Source organism: Chitinophaga sp., from assembly GCF_039596155.1.
GTDB lineage: Bacteria > Bacteroidota > Bacteroidia > Chitinophagales > Chitinophagaceae > Chitinophaga.
The window spans coordinates 29,100-53,528 of the sequence record NZ_JBCNKF010000012.1 but is presented as its reverse complement, the minus strand read 5'-3'; the positions used below and the strand labels follow the sequence as shown (position 1 = coordinate 53,528).

Annotated in this window: 19 protein-coding genes and 2 tRNA genes; 6 read left to right on the top strand and 15 right to left on the bottom strand. The window is 45.7% G+C overall.

Going from position 1 to position 24,429, the window contains the following annotated elements; genetic code table 11:
- Positions 1-9: 9 nt before the first annotated feature.
- The 15 genes from ABDW33_RS13645 to ABDW33_RS13575 all read right to left on the bottom strand — a co-directional run bounded on the left by ABDW33_RS13645 (position 10) and on the right by ABDW33_RS13575 (position 17,906).
- Positions 10-1,350, bottom strand: a complete 1,341-nt coding sequence (locus ABDW33_RS13645; protein WP_343690617.1) for an ATP-binding protein — start codon at positions 1,348-1,350, stop codon at positions 10-12.
- Entirely contained in the window at positions 1,335-3,620 is a 2,286-nt protein-coding gene (locus ABDW33_RS13640; RefSeq protein ID WP_343690616.1) for a contractile injection system tape measure protein, read from the bottom strand. The genes ABDW33_RS13645 and ABDW33_RS13640 overlap by 16 nt, the downstream gene beginning before the upstream one ends.
- Positions 3,604-5,967 (bottom strand): hypothetical protein, encoded by a 2,364-nt coding sequence (locus tag ABDW33_RS13635; RefSeq protein ID WP_343690615.1) that lies wholly within the window; start codon positions 5,965-5,967, stop codon positions 3,604-3,606. The genes ABDW33_RS13640 and ABDW33_RS13635 overlap by 17 nt, the downstream gene beginning before the upstream one ends.
- Entirely contained in the window at positions 5,964-6,743 is a 780-nt protein-coding gene (locus tag ABDW33_RS13630) for a hypothetical protein (protein ID WP_343690614.1), read from the bottom strand. Before ABDW33_RS13630 ends, ABDW33_RS13635 begins: the two co-directional genes overlap by 4 nt.
- A 4-nt stretch (positions 6,744-6,747) precedes the next feature.
- Positions 6,748-10,428 (bottom strand): hypothetical protein, encoded by a 3,681-nt coding sequence (locus ABDW33_RS13625; protein WP_343690613.1) that lies wholly within the window; start codon positions 10,426-10,428, stop codon positions 6,748-6,750.
- Complete coding sequence (locus tag ABDW33_RS13620; RefSeq protein ID WP_343690612.1) at positions 10,425-10,835, bottom strand: GPW/gp25 family protein; 411 nt, start codon at positions 10,833-10,835, stop codon at positions 10,425-10,427. The genes ABDW33_RS13625 and ABDW33_RS13620 overlap by 4 nt, the downstream gene beginning before the upstream one ends.
- Positions 10,836-10,841: 6 nt before the next feature.
- Positions 10,842-11,144, bottom strand: coding sequence for a PAAR domain-containing protein (locus ABDW33_RS13615; RefSeq protein WP_343690611.1), 303 nt, complete (start codon positions 11,142-11,144; stop codon positions 10,842-10,844).
- A 251-nt stretch (positions 11,145-11,395) separates the two neighbouring features.
- Complete coding sequence (gene vgrG, locus ABDW33_RS13610; RefSeq protein ID WP_343690610.1) at positions 11,396-13,207, bottom strand: type VI secretion system tip protein VgrG; 1,812 nt, start codon at positions 13,205-13,207, stop codon at positions 11,396-11,398.
- On the bottom strand, positions 13,208-13,876 hold the full coding sequence (locus ABDW33_RS13605) for a hypothetical protein (protein ID WP_343690609.1): 669 nt from the start codon (positions 13,874-13,876) through the stop codon (positions 13,208-13,210).
- An 11-nt stretch (positions 13,877-13,887) separates the two neighbouring features.
- A complete protein-coding gene (locus ABDW33_RS13600; protein WP_343690608.1) occupies positions 13,888-14,058 on the bottom strand; it encodes a DUF5908 family protein in 171 nt (56 codons plus the stop codon).
- Between the two features lie 3 nt (positions 14,059-14,061).
- Complete coding sequence (locus ABDW33_RS13595; RefSeq protein ID WP_343690607.1) at positions 14,062-14,514, bottom strand: phage tail protein; 453 nt, start codon at positions 14,512-14,514, stop codon at positions 14,062-14,064.
- Positions 14,515-14,520: 6 nt separating this feature from the next.
- Positions 14,521-14,973, bottom strand: a complete 453-nt coding sequence (locus ABDW33_RS13590) for a phage tail protein (protein ID WP_343690606.1) — start codon at positions 14,971-14,973, stop codon at positions 14,521-14,523.
- 31 nt (positions 14,974-15,004) lie between these two features.
- Positions 15,005-16,510, bottom strand: a complete 1,506-nt coding sequence (locus tag ABDW33_RS13585) for a phage tail sheath C-terminal domain-containing protein (RefSeq protein WP_343690605.1) — start codon at positions 16,508-16,510, stop codon at positions 15,005-15,007.
- Positions 16,511-16,529: 19 nt separating this feature from the next.
- Positions 16,530-17,312, bottom strand: coding sequence for a hypothetical protein (locus ABDW33_RS13580; protein ID WP_343690604.1), 783 nt, complete (start codon positions 17,310-17,312; stop codon positions 16,530-16,532).
- 21 nt (positions 17,313-17,333) lie between these two features.
- The gene (locus ABDW33_RS13575) at positions 17,334-17,906 is read right to left on the bottom strand and encodes a DUF4255 domain-containing protein (RefSeq protein WP_343690603.1); all 573 of its coding nucleotides are present in this window, start codon (positions 17,904-17,906) and stop codon (positions 17,334-17,336) included.
- A gap of 411 nt (positions 17,907-18,317) precedes the next feature.
- Here ABDW33_RS13575 and ABDW33_RS13570 point away from each other — a divergent pair, with 411 nt between their 5' ends.
- From ABDW33_RS13570 to ABDW33_RS13545, 6 genes are all read left to right on the top strand, one after another.
- Entirely contained in the window at positions 18,318-20,249 is a 1,932-nt protein-coding gene (locus tag ABDW33_RS13570) for a glycoside hydrolase family 18 protein (RefSeq protein ID WP_343690602.1), read from the top strand.
- A 197-nt stretch (positions 20,250-20,446) separates the two neighbouring features.
- Complete coding sequence (locus ABDW33_RS13565) at positions 20,447-22,711, top strand: ATP-binding protein (protein ID WP_343690601.1); 2,265 nt, start codon at positions 20,447-20,449, stop codon at positions 22,709-22,711.
- Between the two features lie 102 nt (positions 22,712-22,813).
- Positions 22,814-22,887: transfer RNA gene (locus ABDW33_RS13560), tRNA-Arg, on the top strand.
- Between the two features lie 127 nt (positions 22,888-23,014).
- A tRNA-Arg gene (locus tag ABDW33_RS13555) sits at positions 23,015-23,088 on the top strand.
- A gap of 68 nt (positions 23,089-23,156) precedes the next feature.
- On the top strand, positions 23,157-23,630 hold the full coding sequence (locus tag ABDW33_RS13550; protein ID WP_343690600.1) for a 23S rRNA (pseudouridine(1915)-N(3))-methyltransferase RlmH: 474 nt from the start codon (positions 23,157-23,159) through the stop codon (positions 23,628-23,630).
- 89 nt (positions 23,631-23,719) lie between these two features.
- Positions 23,720-24,340: a rhomboid family intramembrane serine protease gene (locus tag ABDW33_RS13545; RefSeq protein ID WP_343690599.1), complete on the top strand. Its 621-nt coding sequence runs from the start codon at positions 23,720-23,722 to the stop codon at positions 24,338-24,340.
- Positions 24,341-24,429: the final 89 nt, after the last annotated feature.

Genomic DNA, 24,429 nt, shown 5'->3' with positions numbered 1-24,429 from the left:
GGCCAGTCCCTATATTGTTTTGCCTTCTTTACCGAATTCCTTTCTGATACCGGCTAACAGATCTTTCTGCAGGATAGCGGTATCTCCTCTCTTCAGCGCAGCCAGACAACTATGCCGTGATACATTGATAATAGCCCCACCTGTCATTTCATATTTTTTAGCAATTTCAGATAACTGCAATCCATTTTCCATGGTGACATGGGCCGGAAATGCCTGTTGCCAGATACGTTCCCTTTGTTGCGGGCCGGGCACCGGGAAATAGATCATGGACTGAAAACGCCTGCCAAAAGCTTCGTCTATATTTGCTTTCAGGTTGGTTGCGAGGATGACCAGGCCGGGAAAATCTTCAATTCTTTGCAGGAGGTAAGCTACTTCCTGGTTTGCGTAGCGATCATTGGAGGAGGTGGTATTACTTCTCTTACCAAATAATGCATCTGCTTCATCGAAGAATAAGATCCAGTTTTTATTGGCTGCCTGGTCAAACACACCTGCGAGATTTTTCTCAGTTTCACCAATGAATTTGGAAACGACCATTGAAAGGTCGATGCGGTATACATCCATACCAAATGTCTTGCCTAACAGGCAGGCGGTTAGAGATTTGCCGGTACCGGGCGGGCCATAGAATAAAGCGCGATAACCTGGTTTTATCCTGGCGCTCATTTTCCAGTCATTCAGCAGCGTAGGGCCATGTTCTACCCACGTTCTAATCTCATCGACTTCTGCCATGGTCCGTTCATCCAATACAAGGTCTTCCCAGTTTAGGCCGGTTTCAATCCGCCTGGCGGGGAAGTCGGTCTTGTAACCGGGTTTATGTGGTGTACCCAGTGTAAAATAGCTCAGGTATTCGTTCGCGATTTGCAGCGCGCCACTGAGAAAAGGATCTGTGGTGGCTGTAGATTGAATGTACAGGATATGATGCTTTGCGAAAAAATGGTCGGGGCCTAAGGTTTGCTGGAGGAGAAATCGCTGGGCTAAGTGATCCCCGGCAACGACAAAAGCCGCAGTCTCGCCGGTTGGCAGAAATCCGCTATGAGTGGTACCCCTGATGCCGCCAAATTCAGTAAAACCCCTGTCATAAGTACTATTCCGGAGATAAAAGAGGTCCAGCAACTGCGGTTGAATATGTGGTGCTAGTGCCAGTAATAACACGATCCTTTCAGGGGTAGTCATGTTATAGTATGTTACGATCCGTGCATACGTGGAATCGTCGCCGGTCAGATCAGGAGGCGCTGGGAATATCGCCGTGCTCCTCTCAAAGTACTGCTGCATGCGGGTATTCAGTACTTCTCCCAGCCAGGCCAGTTCTTTTTGCAATGCATTCGCATTTGATTGCATCAACAGGTTGTCCATTCCGTATAAAAAAATTTATCTGTCCACGATGTTTTGATCATTCCAAAACTCCATGGCAGGGTTTGTAAAATAATATCGTAGCCTCGCGGGGTGACGTGCTGAAACCAGGCATCTTCCTGTTGCCATATCCTGCCTTCACGTTGCAGAAAACTGGCACGGAAGCTTTCTACTGTACTGTTCTTCATTTTATCCCATTGTTGCATGGCTGCTTCAATTAACTGCACAGACAATTCCTTTTCTGCGGCGATGATTTCAATATTGGGGTCTAAAGGTTGTTCAAGCGGAAAATTGCACAATATCTTATTCAACACCAGTTCGTGTTCCGGATGATCTGTTTTGCCATCCACCAATAGTTGTAACAACCGGATCGCCTTTTGTTGTGACCGCATATCTACAAACTTCCCCTGGTGTAGTAACTGCAATCTGCTGAAGTAAGTATGAAAAAACGGATACAGTATCACCAGGCCTGCATTGTTGATCCATATACCCTCCTGTTCTGATGTAATCATTTTCCTGGGGCGCGGTTGTTGTGGCTCCTGCGGTTGTAAGATACGACGGGTTGCTCTTTCGTCAAACTGTTGTAAGAAATCCTTTAAGGCTTTTTTATACTGATCTGCATCTTTTAGTATCAGCTTCCCTCCCAGCCATTGTAAATTAAAGACCCTGAACAGGTGACGGATCCGCTCTTTTTCCAGGTTGTCTGCACCAAACAGTACCAGTTCCTCCTGTATTTCTTTTAACTTATTTACAGTGAAGATAGCCGTATCTGCCATCAGCAACCAGAATTCTGATTCCCGAAGTAAATGAGCGATGCGGTTGATAGCAGGAGCTGCCTGTAGTACCTGCGTATAGAATCGTTTTTTGTCGGTTGCTTTCCTCCAGATCTCTATAAAACTGTCCGTCTGCTGGTCATTCAGGGTCTCCTGTAAATACCTGATGGTATCCTGCTCGATATAATCCGCCAGCTGTTTTTGAATTTGTTCTTCCAGGGGATTGACCGGGTTAGAAAAAAGCTGATGCATGCGTAGCCGGATATGGGGAAACCGTATGGATTTCTCCCAAAGGGCAAACAAAAGTATGGCTCTTTTCCTGTATAGCAATATGATCGCCTGTTGTAACAGGCCATTCTGTAAGCCTGGTTGTAATTGGATAAACCAATACGGCAGTGGCTCCCCGGCTAGAAATAGCGTAATGAGAAATACAGCCTGTTGCCATACCTCTTCCCTGTCAGATTGTTCAGGGATAGTATCATAAGCGATCCACGAGGCTGGCAGTGGTACATTGGGTCCATAGGGGTCCAGTATGCGTCTTACCATGACATCGCCGGAAGTAACCAATAAAAAATAGGCCAGCACCGCTTCCCGCGTTGTGGCTACTGTCGGTGACACATCCTGGAATTTTTCCTCATATAGTTCCCTGATCAGAGCGGCCAGTGAGCCGGCGGGAATTTCTTTTTTATAAAATATCAGGGCCTGTCTGAATGTATACAACAGGCGGACATACCCTATATTGAAGTGATGTGCAAGTTGTTCGAGATTTCGGCGTATAAAGGTTTTTCTGTTGAATTGTCCGCTATTGTCAGTCACAAGGTAGGTCAATACAAATAGCCAGACCATCTTTTCAAATTCCTCCTGTGTGGCTTTCACTGCCGGCCTTTGTTGCTGCAGCATGAGCACGTTGGCAATATAGCCATAAATAAATTCTGCCTGATCAGGTTCCAGCAGGTTCATTAGTCTCTCCAATGTATGCCGTGAAAAGTGGTAGACGATACGTCGCAAGACATAATCCGTCTGACTGATATTAATAATCATCTGGCTAAAACGGCCGGGGGTATCGGTCATTAACCGTATCATATATTCATCCAGCAATGCCCCTTCACTGCTTTGCGCCCACCAGGGTAGTGTGCCTGTGAGCAGGTAATGTTCAAGCAGCGCATACAATCTTTCTGTTTCATCTTTGAAATAGAGATTGCCGGTATCCTGTGTTATGAACTCCAGCTTCCCTTCCAGCGCATGGCGCAGCGCTGCTATAATCAGATCTGTGATGTGGTTTTCAAAATTATCGTAGGTTACTTCACCAAGATCAAGCTCAAGCCGTTCAATCCATACACTTTCACCAGCTGCACCCAACTGGTTGAACAGGGCCGATACCGCGGGTTCGATGCTATGATTGAACACACGACTGATCCTGTCCTGCAACTCACCTGCCAGCTCCCTTTCGGTGAAGGTAGCATCCATCACGATTTGCTTTATCTTATGTGAGAAATTCAATTAGCTTTTCTTTATTGGTCTGATCGAAATAAGCAGTTTCAAAACGCCGCATCTCATTTACACCCAGCCAGCGGAATTTCAACCTGTACTGTGTGGGTGTCAGGTCTCTGAAGAGAGAGTGTGTAAACTTCCTGAATTCTTCATACTGACATCTTGCCGGCCACCCTGCGAGAACGATGGTGATGTTAAACCTGAAAAACGTATCTGGTAAGACATGCCCTGGTGTGGCCATTACATAGAATTCTATCTGTTCATTTGATTTTATCTCCGGAATAGCTGCTTCTCTTTCCTGAAAAGTGAGATGGTGCATTTCTTTCAGGATCGTTCCCTTCCTATCTTTTATGCTGAATCCATGAACACGCTCAGTAAACAGTGGTTTCAGCAATGTATGTTCAACTACATAAAACCCTTCGGACTGAACGCTGATATCTTTCAGGTGTTGAATGATCTGCTCCCGCGCATTATTTGCTTCTTCATTTGTTCCACATTTGGCCACCGCCTGCCAGATACGGTCTTTAGGGGCTTTGTAGAGCAGGTACCCGTCTACGGCTCTGTAATGAGCAGGATCGATACCAAAACGCAGTAAATGCAGTGGTTGGTGGCCAAAGTAATACCCGTCCTGGTCAGGCGGTATTTCACTGACAATATGTAGAATCTCGTTATCAACATGCAGGGTAAATTCTTCGGGTGGATGTTCACTGGTAGCGCTTAGGTGCGATTTGTCGAACACTGCTGTAAGCCGTTGGCCCTGTTCCCGCTGCATGTACAGGAATTGCCGCAGGATCTCATGGTAACCGCCGGCTTCTGCATGTAGCCTGTTATACAGGAGTGCCGGCAGTTTCCGTAACAATGTTGTTTTCCATTCCAATGTGGTGATACCACCATATAGCCGCTGAAAAAGTGTAACGGGATAAGTCAGTAGTGGCAAATTGAAGCGGGCCAGCAAATGATCAAGTACGGCTTCTTTTCTTTCATCAGATGTCTTTACAGGTGATAAGCTGTTCAGGTATCCAGGGGGTAGCAGATCCTGAATACCCGGTACATCATCCAGCGTTTGGGTGAAGTAAGTCTGCTTCCCGGAGGGCGAAAAGAATTGGCTGATATTTCCCAATTGCGCAAGGTAATTAGCCAGGATCTGCTCAAAGAACAGCAAGTATCCCTTCAGTTGCCTTGCCTGTGCTTTACGGGTATCTGAAGCGTTTTTTGAGAGGCCTTCCATCCCTATGCCGTAGATTGCCGGGAAGAAATGCTGTATGGAATAGTACTTTCCCAGATCCCTGTATACGCTTTGCAGCGAGTCGTCGGTCATTGCTCCCTGCTGGCCGGTGTAATGCCGTTTACGGATTTCTTTGATGCGTTCGAACACGTTCCAGAAGATCGCGTCCTGAGAATGATGTTCGGCGTGTTCGCTCACAATACTGATATCGTTCATTTTGTTGCTGATATCCACAGCCGGGAAGAAACCAGCTGGTATCTGTATAGGCTTGTTCCCCAGGGTGCCACCCTCCCCGGCAATGTACAGGTATTGGACCTGCAACACACCGTCTATGTCTGATATAGCCTTTATCAGCTCTGCCGGGTCGAGTTGTATCCTTCTTGGTTTCAGGTCTTCATCAGGAATAAACCCTCCTGAAAGCAACGGACCTGTATAGATTTCGTCCGTAGTTTTTCCCATTGCCAGTAGTTCTGCTTCTGACATGAACCTTACGGGTGGATGGATCGTTTGCTCAATGGTGTTACAGATGTAGGCAAGTGTTTCTTTTACATATTGTTTATCATCCACCAGTATGGCGGCTTTTATTGCGATATTTAACGGGCGGAGTACGGTGATCTCCTCATATTGTTCCCCCAGGTTACGATACCTCTTCAGGCATTGCCTGACATCTTCTGCCAGCGTGTCAAAACTCCCATTTGATGTAATTCGTTCATTCGGCTGCACCAGTACCTTGAATATACCTTTACAGATCGTACTTCCTGAATCTGCAATAATAGGTTCTACCCATACCTGTTCCACACCGTCTACCTGATCCAGTAAGAGTTTACAGAAGTCAGATGCCGTCACGGCGCCTGAACTCAGGATCTCTCCTTTACTAAAAAAGGCATGTGCCTGAGGATCGATTTTACCCTTAGGCCCGGCCAGGATCTCCTCGATGGGGAAGCCGGTCTTATATCCCAGATCAGTGATTGCAAAGCAAAGCTGTTCCAGTATGGTTACACCAGGATCATGAATGTTGTAATCCGTCCAGATATGTCCGGATAGCTTTTGCACTATTTCCAAGGCTTCACTTCGCAGTTTGTCGTAATCAAACTGGCTTTCCTTTTGAATCTGTACAGGCTTCGTAGTCATTTGTGAAAGCAATCAGCAGGTAAGAAAGCGGTATCATCCCACAGGCGGGTGATCTTGTAGTAGATCTCGACACCTGTTCCATAGTTACTATTGGTACGCAACTGTAGTCTATAATTATGTGTTCTGCCTTTCCACCGCAGGCGTAGCTTGTTCCAGAAGAACCCATAGTGTGCTCCGGTGCGAGAAATGCTGTTATGTCCATTTCCAAATGCACTGACAGCAATGGCGTGCATAATGGCAAATCGTCCGGTGTCTTTTACCCCTGCACGGGCCATGACTTCCATTGCCTGGCAGTTATTCAGTCCGTCCAGTATATCGTGCCAACGGCCATTGGCAGGGACAGTACCACACATATAATTGCCGATCCGTCCTTCCATGGATGCAAATCCATTGACCTGTAATTTGGTGTTTTCCTCACAGGGGGTACCCAGTCCCATACTTCCGTTTGTATGCATAAAGAAACTTTGCGCATCCCGTTTTACTTCGTCGGTTTCTGCTGTAAATGTCTGCATGCGCATAGCCGGCCGCTCCCGTTCATCTTTTTCCATTATAAAGAAAGGAGTGGTATCTTCTGTATTGCTGTAAAATGAGATTAATTTGCTGGAAGTGCCCATGGCCTTGATTTGCAGGCCATTCTCTTCGTCCTTTGAAAACCCGTCTTCCTGCCTGTTGATTGTGGAATCAATGAGATAACCGAAATGATTTTCGGTAGGGATCTTACCATTTTTGAAATGCTCTTTCAGCTCTTCCCTACCTAAAGTTTTAGATGCCATCATGTAATTATTTTGAGTGAATGCTTAATCGTATCATTTCTCCTTCCATATCACTGTCATCGGTTGTATGCCCATAATTGGACAGCAATTTCCTGCCTACTATCATTTCTTCCCCTGTAATCATGCCATTGATCCCCATGGGCGCCGGCCTTCTGTATACCATTTCATCAATCACCCTGATAGTATGGTGAGCGGCAGGTATCAAAACAGCGCCAGGTGTAGAGGGCATGATGAAATCAACGTCTTCCAATGCAGTATCCAGTGCGCAATGTGTATCGCCCTCTGTAAAAAAGTGTACGATAGAAAAGGCTGTCATGAACTTAACATAAGGCAGTTTGGTGATGAAGCTCATCAAATCTGCCTTGTAGATCCTGGTTCCAAGGGTGAGGTCATTATTTCGATCATATAACCAGGGCGTGAGAAAGTGATGGATATCTTCCTGGATGCGGGAAAGGTAATAGCTGCTATCTTTTGAATGGAAGCAGATGTCGCAGATTACCTTCACCCGCTCATATACCGGGTTGTGCACAGCCACATCCATATAAGGCGGCAGCCGTTTTTTGATATAATCCCTGATACTGTATAGCGTAGCCAGATCAGCTCTTGGTTCGGGTATTTCCATTCCTGCCGGTTGCTGGGGTACCACTATCAGTTGCAGCTCCGGCCCGGTGTCATCATGATTTGCAATGTATTTGGCAATCATAATACCAGGAAATTGTTGTAGCACCATTTGAATAATATCCACACCTAATAAGGGTCTGTTTTTATGGCGTAATCTTTCACTCACACGGACATAATATTCCTCCTGTGTCTCTGCGGGTCTGCCGCCAAATGACGGAAATAGCTGATAAACCTGTTGGATACCTCTCACCTCTTTCAGCAATCCTTTAATAGACAGGGGAGGCAGACTGGTGCTGACAGCAGTGCCGGACTGTTCCCGCCTCACAACTCCCCCATTGAGGAAGATCCCTTTCACCATCGGCCGGGAATCCGGCGCTTCTGCGCAGGAAAGTCTTAGCCATTGTATGCCCGGTTCCAACCTGGTATGGCCCCCTGCATCCAGGAGCGGCATTTTTATAACAACGATACCACTTCTTATAAATCGCTGTGTGCTATCTGCCAGGATATTTTGTTGCTCCAGTGATAACCACTTATCATTATGCAGATAACTCCAGTGATACATTTGCTGGGTTGCTGTTGTATCTGAGTAGTATTTTTCTTCTAACTGGAACAGGAACGACAGGGTCTCCTGTTGTTTCACATGATCCAGCCCGATGTAAAGATTTGCTGCATGTTCGAATTCAGGAAGCAAAGTAAATACTGATTCGTTTGCCTGAGGAAAGGCCCGTCTATAGCCGAAAGGGTAGATATGATAAAGGGCTGTATGCTGCCCGTCATCTGTTACGGGTTCAGGCCTTAGCAATTCGGTATGCTCCAGTTCATAATCTACAGCAATGGATTTTACAGTAGGAATGTAAGGCGGATTGGGTAGACGCCGCTTCCGGCTCCACTTATTGGCATTATTTGTTACTGCCTCCGGAAAGATCTGGGTGTAGCGCCTTTGCCCGAAAGCATCAGAAGGAGCAGTCAGTTCTAATCTGATGACGCCCTCTTCATAGGAATTCTTTCTGCGTGGAGTATTATTGAAATTTATCCTGATAAAATCAATGGTATCTATTTCTATTTTCTCAAGCAGTTTTTTATCGTTCCCGGATCTGAACAACCGGAAAAGTTGTCTTTTATCTTTGACAGGATGAAAAATGCCGTCACGCATGTTACTGAGGCTTACCAGGAAGGCGTCGTTCGTCATACCTGCCTCGTATTCTGCATACCAGTTATCAAAACCGCCATCGACAGCGGGCAGGTCCAGCCATTCCAATTGCAGACAGAATTTCCTGGTGTACCTGTTAAAGATATTCGCATTGCTGATCTCTAAATAGCTACCGACAGCTGGTGCCGGCCCGAAGATCTGGAAAGGATTTGCAGCGCTGAGCGGACCTACATTATTGCGTAGCTGTACAGACCTGAATCCCTTTACCCGTGCGTGGATAGTGATCCTATCCAGTTCCAGTGATTTCAGGTACGAGTAAGGATGGTGAAAGCTGTTATTGTTAAGTAGGACCTTTAGCATAGGGTGTGGACAATGATATTGTCCCCCATGCACTTTAGGATTATATATGATGACGGGAGGGGCTGTAATACCAATGGTGAATGAGATCTGGATGCTGTCCTTTGTAAAGCGCGCGGTATATTCCTTTATGTCGTGCCATCCCTCTGGTGCCGTATAACAGATCTGAAAAGCAGCGGAGAGCAGCTCCCATTTCAGCACATCTGGTGGCCTTTTCATCATGTCTGAAAGATTGGAGATATAGTTAGTAAGTAATTCAATACTGGCGGCTGTACCAAACAGGTTAACTGTCAGTGTACGGGAACCTTCTTCAAGATATAATACCGGAGACGCCAGTATGAAGCCCATGGACAGGGTATCCATAGTGCGGCTGCTATCACTCAGTTCGGCCTGTTCCTCTCCTACCATAGGCCATGATAAGACCGGGGCGGCATCTGGCAGATACATCGACGCAGTTGGAATCGGCTGGTTCTTTAAATAGACTTGTGTTTCAATCACGTCCTGGTGCTTATCGTCCTGAGCAGTGATTTGTTTGTGTCGGCTGACGAAAACGGTGCGTAATGCTTTCAGACGTGTCTGGGAGACCGGCACATCAAATAACAGCCGGAATAGTACCGGGGGCTGACCTTTAACCAGTTCTGCCGGGAACATTGTATTGTGCGGTAATACCTGACCGGGAGCATTGGGAGCCAGGGTGATCAGAACGTGTACTTCGTCTGGTGCTGCCTGCAGCAAAGGAATTCCCAGTATCTTTTTGTAATAGTATTCCAGGTGCCTTTCTGTAAGCTGGTTAATGTGGTCCTGGAGCTGTTTATACAATTCCAGGAAGGTTAGCAATAACCCGATATGCGGATGATGCCGGTGCGCTGGCTCGAGTAGGGTGAGTTGTTTGGCGGCGGCGCTGGTAACCTGATAGAACTTTGCACGAAGGCGGTTGTAGATCTCATTGAGCGATTCATATCCCAGGAAGTCGGCGGTATGTGGTTCCCTGACTGCCCGTTGTATACTTCTGCCGAATAATTTTGACGGGTCGACAGTGTGTAGCACAGCACCCGGGCGGAACAGTGCCAGCGCCTGATTTTCATAAGACATTAGCTGGTATACATCCAGTTCTATACTGTCCATGACCTGATCGATATAATTCCAGAAAGCTGCTGTGGTGTCAGCTTGTCTGGCCATCTGGAGCTGGTTGCCCAGTAAGATGGCAATGCTATACAGCAGATCAAATAATGCAGTTAAACTTTGTTGCAGCTGTTGTTCGTTTTCGGCTTTTTCCAGCCCTGTGCGGATATCCTGCTGAGTGGTTTGAAATGTACCAAAATCCAGCCTTGATATGTAATTTAGTGTTATCAGCAGATCGCCTTGAAGAAATTCCTCCCAGTTTCCTTTCTCCCTGTTATGGAGATCATAATACCTGATCTGCCTGGAGAATTCCAGGAGTTCCATGAGCAGGTCGCCGGTGCTGCGATCATCGATTTTTACATACGAAGGGTGCAGGGCTGGCAGATACCGTTCTGTTTGCGTTACCCCATCCTTGATATAGTCAAAGAGTTGTTTCATGTAAGACTAGTGCCCTCCAGGAAATAAAATGGATATACCAGGTTATGGCGGGTATTGGTGATGATGATGGTGTAGTTCAGCTGAATGTGCAGGAAGCCTTCTAACTCATTTCGTCCGAGCAATTCAATATTTACGTCTTTGATTCTGGGCTCGTAGTTCAGGAGCGCATAGTAAATCATATGCTTCAGTTCTCCCATGAGTGTAGATTCGAATTTCTCAAACACCAGCTTCTTCAGATCACATCCAAAGGTTGGCTGCATCAGTCTTTCGCCGGGAATGGTACTGAGAATGATACGGATACTTTCTTCAATGTCTGCAATGTCTGAGACCATCAGGGCTGTGCGTCCGACCTTATCGAACGAGGGCGGGAAGCTCCAGCCGGTACCTAAAAATGATTGAATTTCCATGATCTGTTAACCTCCTATTAATACGGTTGGACATCCTATAACAATTGAGCCACCATGGGCGGTGCTGTCACCCATTCTTGCAGCAGGTTTTCCACTGATCATAACGGTGGCAGATCCTTTCAAGATTGAGTCAGGCGGTCCTACGCAAACGCACATGTCGCCAAGTACGGCAGCAGGCATTTTACCAATGAGAACGGTAGGTGCGCCCGGCCCTGATACCGGACCGCCTACGTGAGGAATGGGGGGCAGACCGGGTGTTACCATTGGGCACACATGCATGTCTGTTAGTCTGGCTGCGGGGGCTCCCATGTTGTTTTTGTTTTATGTTTTTGTGGTAGTGGGATTTCTTTTTTGGTGCTTTTGAACTGGTTGAATTCAGCAGGATGGCTATTACTCTTCACCAATGCAATGCCATCAGCAGAATAACAAATAATCTTTGTCGTTATCGGTTTTGAATCATGACCTTTGATCATTACCTTGAATGCTTTAGGACCATATGTTCAGCAGGATAGCTGTCAGTCTTCTCCATTAATGCCTTCAGGCATGTTGCAACCCGGATTTTAATTAATCATTACGATACCGCCTTTGATCACCGTTTGTCCGGATGCAGAAAGCTCAGCAGAAGCACTTCCCTGCGCGGTCAATCCAATCTGTGCCGTCTGTTTGATATTCATTCCCGACAATTCCAGGTCCTGTGCAGCCTTACCGGTCAGTTTTGCGGTAGCGTTCAGCGTGATGTTACCAGTGGCTTTGAGTACAATATCTTTGGCTGAATTCAGGGTAATACCGCTGTCATCCAGTTTGACGCTGTTATTGTTCTGATCCTCCAGGGTAATACCTTTTGCATCATCGCTCACGGTAATCGTATTTTTACCCGGTGTCGTGATCTGTACGATCTTTTTATCATCATCAAAACTCACCTGCAACTGGCTCCTTGTATAAAGTGCCTTGATATTATTCTTTTCATCGGGCTGGGTAAGAGGAGGTACATTAGCTTTGCTGTATAACGAGCCTAATATGATGGGATAGCGGGTATCATTTTCGAGAAAGCCTAATATAACTTCATCACCGACCTCCGGGCTAAATACCATACCAGCTTTGGATGTTGCATAATAACTTGCCAGTCTTGCCCAGATACCCTTTTGTGCCGTGTAGCCGGATACAGGCTTGACCTGTACCCGGTAGGTAGCGCCCGGGTCTTCCGATATCTTTACTACTGTGGCAAGTTGCAAACCATGAACAGGTGGCACCTGACCGTTGGCATTGCTGTATGCATATTGCTCTTTATCGTAAATAGGCGTTTCAGAAAGGCCAAAACCAACGGTGGTGGTCCAGTCTCCTTCTTCCAGTGTATGTCTGACCATGCTTACATAAGCATCTCCATTGAAGCGTGCTCCTACACCATTGAGGGTAATCATAGCCCCCGGTTTCACCGCACTATTCCCCAGAAATGACACCTGACCTTTTACAGCGCTCATCCGCGTGCGTAGCAGGAGGTTATCTGCCCAGGTTTTCAGATCTGCCTGTACCAACGGAACTGTAGAAGTTACCTGGAATTCCTGTTGGTTCAGGGTGCCTGACAAGGTGGAAGCTGTCTGATTGCCAGGCAGCGTTACCGTTGGCTCTGTTGCATTAGCTGTGATCAGTGCAAGTGTGCCGGGGTCCCAGGCGGCTGTTTGTAAAGTTGGTGGTTGCTTTTCTGCATTCACCTCCCCTTTGAAGTCGATGATCGAATCACCCATGGCGATGTACAACACGGGGGCTGTACTAAAATCAGGAGGGCCTATAGTTATATTATCGTCGTACATGGTGGTAACGTAACCATTGAAAGCTGCCCTGGTAAGAAGAAAGTCCCAGTCTGTTGCCATTTTCTGAAACACGCCTTCCAGCTGGGAAGTGGTGCTGCTCACAGTAGCGGATAAACCATAATTACCTGCCAGCTTACTCATTATATCACTATCTGTCATCTGGTCAAATTCACATTCTTTTCTGTTATATGTCATCGTTACAGCCTTATGCTTACAAGTCACAATCAGCTTATAGCCTACGTCAGCACTCGCGGTTATTGCCTGTTTCACAATCAGCCCCTTAAATAGCGGTACATGTGGGGCGGTGCCATATGCTGCCGACACCGCAATCTCCTTCCCGGGAATAAAATCAGCTCCCTCGCTGATGGGGAAATTTCCTGTATCTCCCGTAGTATCATCATTCAGCCCTTCGGCAATTACGATCTCCATGTAAGAAATGCGGTTGACCTCATGAACGATAGTGATAGATTCAAAAGGATATTTTTCTTCTACCGGATTGCCTGCGACGGTAATGGAAAAGGAAAAATTGACATCCTGTATATTCGCTGGTGATGGAGCCGGCATTTAGATCTTTTTAAGTGGTGGAAAATAGAGTTGGTCGCCGGGACGAATAGCATGCACACTATTCAGGTTATTGAACCGGGCTACTTCCTTATAGTAGGCCGAATCGCCATAAATACGATATGACATCAGCGGCAGTGTATCGCCGGCCCGCACAGTGAGTATATGTGTCAGATCCGGAGAGCTTTTCCCTGCTTCCTTGTTCTTGGTCAAAAAGTCTTTTGTCTCTGCAAGTCTCAGTTTTGCTTCTGCACGGAGCGTAGCGCCACCCGGATCAAATAATTTATAGTTAATGGTAAGGCCTTCACTGACACCGGTTACCAATACCTCTCCCCATGTTATTTTCAGGTAGTGGCGATGATGAAGGGTACCATCATAGCGGGATACGACATCACTGAGTGTTGAGATATAATCATCGACCGATGTGATGCCATCGGGAAACGGAATTACACCGGTGCCATCTATCACCAGAGTCAATTCGAACCGTGCAGCACTACTCTTGAAAGTCTTTGTATCCTTACTTTTGTTCATTTCCTCGCTGCTCCTGTAATCCGTCATATAGCTTTTACTAAAGCTGGCAGGATTGATCATAGCGTAGATGGATTTGTTCACGGACTTTGTACAGGCCATGTCGCTGTACGCCTCAATTTTAAGTTTTGTGAGTTGCGCCATTTTACTTGATTTTATCTCTCTCCGGGACCGGTTTTTAAGCCAGCCTTTAGTTGCTGCATGCACTCCCTGACGATCTTATCTTTCAACTGCCGGATAAGGGTTGCATCCGGTGTTTCCTGTCGGGCAGGCTGACCGGAAGTAATGGTGACTTTGATGACTAGTTCACGAATCTCTAGCGCCATATTTTATAAAGTTTTTTCAAAGAAGTCATAAGCGAGTTCCAACGTTTCAATCACAATTTGTCCTTCCCTGGCTGTAAGACCGCTATAGTCCAGTTTAACAGCATAAGCATTGAAGAAAGACCAGATGGCAATGGGCATGGCATTTTCTTCCAGCAGTTGAACAATAATCGTTTTAGGTTTGATTGTAAATTCATTTATACACTGCTGTGCCCAGATAATCAGCGGGGAGTCGAGTACCATTCCCCGCCTGAGCACCAGGTTGCCATACCTGGGAGGAGAAGGGAGCCGGTGTGTGAACCGGTTCTCTCCTCCTTCCTTCACTTCTTCGGGTGTAATGGATACAGAGAGGCCGTTTACTTCGCTGAAATTGCCTTCGTGCATACCAAAGATGCCCACAAAAGCCACCTTGAAATAGAAGCCTGTAGGTGGGTAATATGTTGAAATGGGTAACGGCATAATTTATCAACTTGGAGCCAGACCTTCGTGTGCCACTTCCATAGTTTCTACGGCCACCTCATTCGCGTCTGACTTCATATCTGTGACCGTGATTTTAGATGGGAATGCATTTTTTAATGTCCAGCTCATCGCTACCTGCTGACCTTCGTCGAGCAGACTGATTACGATGCTGGAGCGCTTGTAGGTGTTCATCTTGATAGCGCTATATTTATCCCACATCGCCTTATCACCTTTGAAGATGCCTTTCTTGAGCGTAATGTTGGAGAACTTTTGTATACCCGGCATTTTAACCGTGGAATATACAGGACTACTGCCGCCTCTGTATTCGATAACCTGCGTTTCGGAAGATAGGCCCGTTACTTCCTGGAATATCAGTTCGGCGCCATCCCACATAACTTTAAAGGAGAATTTGACCAAAGGCCACACGGTCTGTGACTGTACTGATCCATCATCTGCCATGTTAGAATGATTTAGGGGGTGAAAAATTTAATTATGCCTGCTGCATCTGCTGCTGGAAGGTGATCACGATGAATTCTGCAGGGCGTACGATCGCCACCTTGACAGTGATGAGCATCTTTCCATCCAGAATATCATTGGGAGTCATGGTAGTACCTAATCCGATCTGTACATCATAAGCCAGCTCTGGTGCAGAGCCGGCAAGTGCACCTTGTTTCCAGAGGTTGTTCAGGAAGTTGTTGATCATGCTTTTTACGGTTACCCATGTTGTTGCATCGTTCGGTTCGAACACATATGCGCGGGTTGCGAGTTTGAGCGATTGTTCGATCATAATGAGGGTACGGCGTACGTTGATGTAACACCAATCCTGGCTGTTTCCGTCCAGTGTTCTGCCACCCCATACCAGTGTACCTATACCCGGAAAGGGACGGATCACATTGATGGATTTTCCTGCCATTACATCTACGTTAAGACTTTGCTGCTCATCATGCGAAATGTTTACAGACGGTGCATTTACCATGTTCACGCTTACATTAGCCGGCGATTTCCATACGCCCCGGCTATTGTCTACCATTGTGTACAGACCGGCAATGGCTCCGCTCGGCGGCAATTCATTGAGGTGTGCGCGCAACTCATTCATAATAGCCACATAAGTAGGACTGGCAGCAATCAATGACTGATGATAATTCTGTTTTGTATTATCATCCGGAGAACTAACTGCTGTGAAGGTGGCGACAATCTTTTTCGCAGGCTCTTCGGGCAACAGCGCATTCAGGTCTACTTTTGCATCCAGGTTTTCGAAGGTGACTTCACCAGGTTGTACAATGGATGTCTTCAGCCAGGGGTAATAGGCGGCGCCGTAATTCAGTGCGTTCACACCAATACCATTTCTGAACTTCAGTACGACATCATCCGTTTTTTCCGTGAAGCCTTGCTTTGCGAGATCGAATATTCCAAAGCGACTCTGGGTTTCTTTACAATGTGCCAGTACCCTGGTGTAAATGGAATTGTACGCAGCTTCGCCCAGTGCGATGGCATCCGGGATAACCACCAGTGTAGGCTCAAACTCCTTTTTCAGGGCATCAAATACATTGGGTTTAGTATCGGAGCCAAAGATATCTTCTCCGGCTATATCGATCCCATCTGGTTTATCGCCATAGGTACCTACAGCTACGATGTAGCAGTTGCTACCTCCATTCGCGTAGAAAAGGCGGATACTGTTGTAGAGATAGAGTGTGTTCTTAGGATTGATCGTCACGACATAAGGATGCGTATCGATCATAAAAGTTTCACTCGGTTGGGCAGGGTCTGCCGCAGCGATGGTAAACTTTGCTTTAAATCCTTTTCCGAAGTTCTCTACGAACTCCGCAAAGGATGTGACGCGGGTGGGTTTGTGAAGCAGCGATTTCCCGAATCGTTCGGCTTTTTCTGTATAGCCGATAAAGACAGGAACAGCTGTTTCCACGGCGACCACCGAACTGGGAAAAGCGTTTTTCTCTTCGATATAAACGCCGGGGGTCATAAATGTTGATGAGGCCATAGATAGCGCAGTTTAACAATTAGTATAAAAAAATCTCAGACGATAATTGTGACTCACCGCCTGCGGCAGAAATCCTGCTGATATCCGGTACAGGCAATACCGGAAGAACTATGCTATAGGCATCGCTGCCTGTGGCATAATCAACCAGCATGAATGAAGTCAGATGCTGGGCAAGTGTTACCGGTGTGGCGGAGATAAAAGAGATGGCTTTCCGGCCACCCGGTAACGGTACAGATTGTGGACCTTTGAAAATCGTTTTGCCTTTGGGGTCCAGCACGGCTGGTTTGCTTAATTCCTGTAAGTGCCCGCTCATCAGGAAATAATGCCAGTATGTAGACCTGGGTGCAAAATGAATGACATATTGTGATCGCAATCCTTCTGCCAGCAGCAGTTCTATTCTGCCAAACGGCCGAACAAAGCAGTTAATCGTCAGCGCAGCAATTTCGCTGGCGGAAACGTATACTTCCTGGTGTAACCTGCCCGTAGAATTATTTTTATTGGTGAACAGGAGCATACTATTCCGCAGGTCTTGCTGCGGCAGATCCGTATAATTATAAAAGTTGTGGTCCTTTAATGATAAGTCAAAACTGAGCGTCAGTGCATCCTGCAGAATGCTCTCTCTGGTAAGCATCGTATCATCGAAAGATAGCGTAAATCCATCCGTCTGATGCCGCAACAGCATACCGTAACGACGCATTTCTCTTGCCGTCGCTGCGGGTACATTTACCTGTACCTGCTCATACCTGGCAGAAGTGTAATAGTTGTGACGAAAATTAATCGTTGTCAATAGTGTATAGCTCATGAATACTTAAATACAAGGATGTTATACGAGTCCTGTGGTGCCAGATGGATCAGACACAACGGGTCTGTATTCCCTGATCATCCCTTCGTCGAAGGTGAGCATGCGCATTTTGTAGATCACAGACGGCATGTACTTCGCGCCCAGTGTGGCCCATACATTATTCAGCCGCTCTGTACTCAGGCTCTCCATTTCGAACATCAGCTTTTCGATCCTTCTGTCCAGCGACGGTGTATTTGCGCTGCTCAGTACATTTCTTGACTGAAAGTATGCAATGATAAATGACAGGAAACGCAGGGCTTCCGGATAGTTGTTACTGCTAAAGTAAGCAGCAAATAGTATGTAAAGATTGATGCATACCGGTGGTGTGCTTCGTGCTGTTACATAGCCATTATTAAAGCCTGGTACAGTATTGCCAAGTGGCTCTTTTTCCACATTGATAAGGGTAAGCACGACTTTATTTTCGCCCTGGATAGCCACAGAACCATCCTGGTTGACGATAGCTGACAACACTACTTTGTCTTCACTTAGATGAAGCTGACGATTGAAATACTGGTTGATTTCATCAGCAACGCAGGAAAGGGTTTCATAGATCATATCAGTTTTTTTAGGCAATACCACCCCGTACAACCATGTATGTTAGCAAACACATACAATAGTCATACACTGCAATCTTACAATGTCATTAGTATATATTTTATAGAATGCCCGATACGAAGTCAGCTTCTCAGCATTGTGCGGTATACCTAATGGGGGGCGAATACTGGAAACAGGAGGTCGTGTCGTTAGGATACGTCATAGTTACGGAGTCATCATCAAAGTTTAAGAGATCAGTACTTGAATTCTGCGGGCTAGGAATTCATTATAAGACGCAATATAGGGGTTAATAAAAATTATTCAAATTTTATTTTGATAAATAATTGTCTATTTTTTATGAGGATTCCTTACTATTGCATCTGCTAACCTCGCCCGAAATCACAATATTAAGTTCAATAAATGATACCCTATATGCGGAATCCGTTCCGCCTGATTTTATTCATCGTTACCCTCTTTTTCTTTGCAGGCAACACAATGACAGCTTCTGTTGCTGTATGCCAGCAAATGCCCGGGGATACTGCTGTTAAGACGAAACTGCTAAAGCGGATCACTGAAATGCTACAGTTCAGAAAAAATGTTCGCAGGCGGGAACAACAGCGTGTGATCACAATTGTGAACGGGTTGTTTGTAGATTCGCTGGTGGCGACACCAGCAGCCATTAAATATTTAAACTGGGCACTGGACAAGGAACGTACGCAGAATTTTGAATACTTACGTCAATTACTAAACGATAGTTTATCAAAGCACACACCAGCTACAGATACTGTATTGGTGAAAGCAACCATTACGGAGGAAGAGATGACGGAACTGGCAGCCAGGCTAATTCCCCTGCTGCAACAAAAGGAAGTAGAAGTGAAATATGATACAGCACAACAACAGCGCCTGAAAATTATCAGGTCTTTGTATAGCCGCCCCCCGGATCAGGTGGACACCCTGCGGTTAAACGATACTACAGGCAGAACTTATAAGATCAGGTTAATGCACCAGGCTGAGGTGATTGGTATACAGCCTGATAATAACGGCACTGCCTATAGAAATTACAATTTCTCTACACTCAGTTATCTTTCGGTAATTCCACCAGGTTCATCCGATTTGCTGGCAGCAGCCCGCAAAGATGGCTGTAAGACGCTATTTACAATAGCCATCACGAGCCAGTTACTGCAACAGGAAGAACAGCAATACCTGTTGGCGGATTCCATATTTTCTATGATGTACGGGAAAGAAGTAGCCGGTGTAAACGTATGGATGAAAAACCTGAAAGAGGGTGAACGGGATCTGTTTACGAGATTTATTACCATCCTGCATAATTACCTTGAGCATAACGAACCAGGGAAATATAGCCTGTCGGTCACGATTCCTGCTTATGACAGGTACAAAGCTTACGACCTGAGGGAGCTGGCTCCTATGGTGAAATATTTCCTGATTGATTTTACAATTCCTCCGGCATCTGCTGGAAGTAGTGATCCGTTAAAAGGGAATAGCAATTTTAGTATAGTACCTGCTGTGTCGAGATATGTAAATCAGCATATTGCTCCGGAGAAGTTTATACTCATGTTGCCATATGACGGGATAAAATGGGTGGGAAAGCACTACTCATTTATGTCGTATAAAGAGATCCGAAAAGCTTATCCTGCCGATTCGGTGATCAGCTATGATGTGACGGCAGCGTCCGCGTATATAGAAGATGGTGCATCACAGATATGGTTCAATGATCCGACTACATTGGATGTAAAATATGATTATGTATTGAGAAATGGATTAGGAGGGGTCGCAATTTGTCCCTTAGGCTCAGATGATGGATATGGGGAACTCTGGGATGCGTTAACGGATAAGTTTGTAGTGGCTGATACTGTATGGTTGAAAGAGGTAAGGCTGACACCATTACCTGTAGAAAAGCCAGGGCTGTGGGTAAGAATAAAGCATCGAATAAAGCATGAGGCAAAAGCAATACATCAATTACTGAAAGATCCTTGTAGTATAAGTACTAAAAATTATAATAGTGACGAATACTTTAGATACCTGACGATATTTTTGTTTGTTTGCACGGTAGTGATTGGCGCAGTGTATTTGTACAACATGCGTATGAAGGGTACTGATTGGGATTTGCGGAAAAAGGTGCTGTATTTGTGGGTGGCGTTGATTGTACTGGCAGTACTATCCTGTATTGTGAGTCTGATGCTGGCGAAACGACTGCCCTCGTTAGGGTTCACGGATGATCCGATGGAGTGCCGGAGTATTTCTTTGTATAATGTACTGGTGGTTTTTTTAATAGGGATTGCCTTGGGAATGGTATTGATGAGGGTGTTTGTATTTCCGTTATTGAGAAAAAGAGAAATCCCGTAAGTGGCTTTAATTTTTTTCAAATACTGCAGATGAAAAGCAAGCCAATAGATTCAGAAAGGCGACTGCCATCTTTTTGAAAGCAGACGCATTTGGTTGATTTACAAGCTCATCCACCAGAATAATCTAAAATATAAATCTGGCTCCAAATCAAATTTTACCGACCTTCGCATTAGCTGATTATTCCCGGCTGTTAATGCATGAATATTATTGATATTGTCAACAGGCAGGTACTAACCATTGAAAATTGTGAGAGTGAACCGATTCATATTCCGGGTAGTATCCAGCCTCATGGCATGTTACTGGCTTTGTTCCCTGACAGCGGTGAGATACGGTATTGTAGCGCAAACACCATACAATTTATTGATAAGCAACCCATTGAAATCCTCGGGCAACCGTTGTCTGCCATTTGTCCTACCCTCTGGGAAAAGGTACAGCCTTCATTGGACAAAGAGAACTCCCCTTTTCATCCGGTTGTGGCCGGCGGACTACAGATTACCATTCACGAAAGTGGCGAATTTCGCATTTTAACCATCGAAAAGCGAAAGGACCAGGAAAATGACCCGGATTATGCTTTTGATCAGACAAAGGGTTTTATTGGCTATCTGGAACGTTCCAGGAGCCTGAAAGAACTATGTCAGAACATTGCTGTTGAAACCGCCCGGATTACCGGGTTCGACAGGGTCATGATCTACCGTTTTGATAAAGCATACAACGGCGAAGTTTTCGCCGAATCGCGCAGGGAAGACCTGCCACCCTACCTGGACCTGCATTATCCTCATACCGATATACCAGCACAGGCACGGGAACTCTATTTGCGCAACCTCCTCCGCTTTATTCCGGACGTGCAGTATGAACCGGTGCCGTTGTTGACTATGGCCAACGGGCAGGAACAGCAGCTGGATCTAAGTGATGTGACACTACGCAGTGTATCGCCTATTCACATCCAATACCTGAAAAACATGGGGGTAGGTGCCTCTATGAGCGTTTCCATCATTCTGGAAGGTAAGTTATGGGGATTGATTACCTGTCATCATTATTCGCCACTATATCTTTCGGCGCAGCAAAAGAAAGCCGCGTTGTTACAGGGACATTTCCTGAGCTCGCAGATCCGGGTACAACAGGTAGCAGAAGAACATGCGATAAATGTAAATGTGGAGGCTCACCTGCAGCAGTTGCTGAACCGGATCGATCAGGATGAAGATCTGAGTCAGAAATTTGACCAGTTTACCTCCCTCCTGTCCGTTACAAATGCCACCGGGGTAGTGATCCTGCATGAAGGTAAGATCTATGAAAAAGGGTTGGTACCTTCCAGGGATAAAGTCCTGGGATTGATCAGGTGGGTTGGCAATCATGTGAAATCTTCTCTTTTTTCTACCAATAATCTCAGTAAACGATATCCTGAAGGAGCAGCCATGAGTAAATATGGCTCAGGACTTATCTTTCATGCCATGGGCAAACCTACAGACAGCTGTGTGATCTGGTTCCGGGAAGAGCTGGAACATGCGGTAAAGTGGGCGGGGCGTCCAGATACCGCGGTGCAGAAAGATCCGGCAGGCAAGCCCCTGTCACCCCGCAAGTCGTTCGAAATATGGAAAGAAATAGTGAAAAACCAGTCGGCAGCGTGGCGGGCATCTGAGATCAATGCAGCCATTCGCTTTGCGACCTCCCTGCAGAATCATTTTCACCTGACTTACCTGCGCAATGAGGAAAACAGGCTGCGGGTGCTGAACGAACGGCTCCAACAGGCGAACCAGGAATTGTCGAATATCAACTGGATCACCTCCCATGATCTGAAAGAACCATTACGCAAAATACAACTCATGTCTTCAAGAATCGTGTATGAGGGAGGAGACAGTCTATCTGAAACGATCAAAGTCCATATTGAAAAGATCAACAACTCTGCCAGCAGGATGCAACACCTGGTAGATGACATCCTTTCCTATTCCCTGCTGAACAACCGGAATAATATGTTCACGCTGGGGGATTTGGGACCGATTATTGCCGAAGTAAAAGCAGAACTGGAAGAAGAATTGTTAGAAAAAAATGGATTACTTTCTATACAGGAAATGCCGCAAAGCCTTCGCCTCGTTACTCACCAGATAGGCCAGTTATTTACAAACCTGATTTCAAATTCGATCAAATTTGCCCAACCAGGTGTACCTCCGGAAATCTATATTAACTACCACGTAGAAAAAGGGAGAGATATTCTGGAAGTGGCATTGCCTGCCGATAAAAACTTTTACTGTGTCCGCATTTCAGACAATGGTATCGGTTTCGAATCACGGTACAATGAAAAGATCTTTGACATCTTTTACAAACTACATGACCGGAACACATATGCAGGTACCGGAATAGGACTGGCCATCTGCAAAAAAATTCTTGAGAACCACCAGGGAGCGATCACTGCCAGCGGCGATGCTGGCAAGGGCGCCATTTTCAGGATTTACTTACCAGTTGAGTAAATCTATTTTCATAGGTTCATGCCAGTTAGTTTGTAAAAAACATCAAATTCTTTTTGGTGTTTTCAAAATAAATTCTACTTTTGCAATCCCAATCGCGGGAACGGCCTCGTAGCTCAACTGAATAGAGCATCTGACTACGGATCAGAAGGTTTCTGGTTTGAATCCAGACGAGGTCACAAAGAAGGCAGGTTTCGTACCTTAAAAGATTAAACCTGTTACTTTTTAAAAAGTGAAAGCAAAATTTGGTTTTCTTAAATAAGTTTTCTAAATTTGCCGTCCCAAACAGCCATATGGCAACCAAATGGCTTCGTAGCTCAACTGAATAGAGCATCTGACTACGGATCAGAAGGTTTCTGGTTTGAATCCAGACGAGGTCACCCTAAAAAGCCCGTTTCATCTACATGAAACGGGCTTTTTCTTTTATGCATACTTTACATTTATCATCATGAAAATACAACTCTGGAGTATCGGAAAGGAGAATGATGCATATATCAGGGATGGTATCGCCGTCTTTCAGAAGCGCCTGCAGCACTATACTGATTTCGAACTGAAACTGATCCCTACCGTAAAACAGGCTGCCAGTCTGTCCGTACCCGAGCTGAAAAAGGCAGAAGCCAGGATGATCCTGGATATGTTACAGCCACAGGATTACCTGCTGGCATTGGACGAACATGGTAAGATGCATACCACACTGCAACTGGCAGATTTTTTACAACAAAGAGCGAATGCTGGTACCCGCCAGCTGATCATTTTAATTGGTGGCGCTTTTGGGATCGATAGCAGTTTGCTGGAAAGAGCACAACTCAAAATGTCCTTGTCCCCCCTCACCTTTCCCCACCAGCTGGTAAGACTGATCATGACGGAACAAATTTATCGGGCTTATACTGTTTTAAACAGGGAAAAATATCATCATCAGTGATATTCAAATAATACTTACATTAGCACCATGCCATCTGGGTGGCTTGTAAAACAGATTAGCACATTACAACATAAACCTTTTGAATCGAAATGGGCCTTACTTTAACGTTTACAATTATTTTGATCACCTGCCTGGTATCACTCACAACAATGTTCTATAACCCGGACAAAATTGATGAACTGAGTCTGCGCCCTACCATGATCAGGGACCGGAAGCAATATTACCGCTTCATTACCTGCGGTCTTGTACATGCCGACCTGTTGCACCTTGGCTTTAATATGTTTTCCCTCTATTTTTGCGGACGCTTTATAGAAGACATCTTTGAAACCATCTTTCATTCTAAATTTTACTTCCTGATATTTTATGTCCTGGGCATTATCTTATCAGGTATTCCTACATATCTCCGCCACAAGAACGACGACTACTATTCTTCTATTGGCGCGTCAGGCGCTGTATCTGCTGTTATCTATGCAACAGTATTATTCGCACCATGGGCAACGATAAGGGTGCTGGTCATCCCGATGCCGCTGATCGTATATGCAGTATTGTATATGGCCATGACTGTATACCTGGACAAGCGGCAGTACGGTGATGGTATCAATCACTCCGCACACCTGTGGGGAGCGATCTTCGGATTGGTTTTCCCAATTATTTTTAAACCTTCAATCGCATTGTATTTCCTGGATCAACTCATGCACCCATCTTTTTAAATGGTGTAACAAGATATTGCAAAAGCCGCCTGGATATGATTCCCGGGCGGCTTTTCTGTTTTACACGGCCTGCTTTTTGCATTTGTGTT

Coding starts and splice junctions, on each gene's coding strand:
- ABDW33_RS13620 (WP_343690612.1), bottom strand. CDS start 10,835: ATGGAAATTCAATCATTTTTAGGTACCGGCTGGAGCTTCCCGCCCTCG.
- ABDW33_RS13565 (WP_343690601.1), top strand. CDS start 20,447: ATGAATATTATTGATATTGTCAACAGGCAGGTACTAACCATTGAAAAT.
- ABDW33_RS13580 (WP_343690604.1), bottom strand. CDS start 17,312: ATGAGCTATACACTATTGACAACGATTAATTTTCGTCACAACTATTAC.
- ABDW33_RS13595 (WP_343690607.1), bottom strand. CDS start 14,514: ATGCCGTTACCCATTTCAACATATTACCCACCTACAGGCTTCTATTTC.
- ABDW33_RS13575 (WP_343690603.1), bottom strand. CDS start 17,906: ATGATCTATGAAACCCTTTCCTGCGTTGCTGATGAAATCAACCAGTAT.
- ABDW33_RS13630 (WP_343690614.1), bottom strand. CDS start 6,743: ATGATGGCATCTAAAACTTTAGGTAGGGAAGAGCTGAAAGAGCATTTC.
- ABDW33_RS13585 (WP_343690605.1), bottom strand. CDS start 16,510: ATGGCCTCATCAACATTTATGACCCCCGGCGTTTATATCGAAGAGAAA.
- ABDW33_RS13635 (WP_343690615.1), bottom strand. CDS start 5,967: ATGACTACGAAGCCTGTACAGATTCAAAAGGAAAGCCAGTTTGATTAC.
- ABDW33_RS13570 (WP_343690602.1), top strand. CDS start 18,318: ATGCGGAATCCGTTCCGCCTGATTTTATTCATCGTTACCCTCTTTTTC.
- ABDW33_RS13600 (WP_343690608.1), bottom strand. CDS start 14,058: ATGGCGCTAGAGATTCGTGAACTAGTCATCAAAGTCACCATTACTTCC.
- ABDW33_RS13615 (WP_343690611.1), bottom strand. CDS start 11,144: ATGGGAGCCCCCGCAGCCAGACTAACAGACATGCATGTGTGCCCAATG.
- ABDW33_RS13625 (WP_343690613.1), bottom strand. CDS start 10,428: ATGAAACAACTCTTTGACTATATCAAGGATGGGGTAACGCAAACAGAA.
- ABDW33_RS13545 (WP_343690599.1), top strand. CDS start 23,720: ATGGGCCTTACTTTAACGTTTACAATTATTTTGATCACCTGCCTGGTA.
- vgrG (WP_343690610.1), bottom strand. CDS start 13,207: ATGCCGGCTCCATCACCAGCGAATATACAGGATGTCAATTTTTCCTTT.
- ABDW33_RS13590 (WP_343690606.1), bottom strand. CDS start 14,973: ATGGCAGATGATGGATCAGTACAGTCACAGACCGTGTGGCCTTTGGTC.
- ABDW33_RS13605 (WP_343690609.1), bottom strand. CDS start 13,876: ATGGCGCAACTCACAAAACTTAAAATTGAGGCGTACAGCGACATGGCC.
- ABDW33_RS13550 (WP_343690600.1), top strand. CDS start 23,157: ATGAAAATACAACTCTGGAGTATCGGAAAGGAGAATGATGCATATATC.
- ABDW33_RS13645 (WP_343690617.1), bottom strand. CDS start 1,350: ATGGACAACCTGTTGATGCAATCAAATGCGAATGCATTGCAAAAAGAA.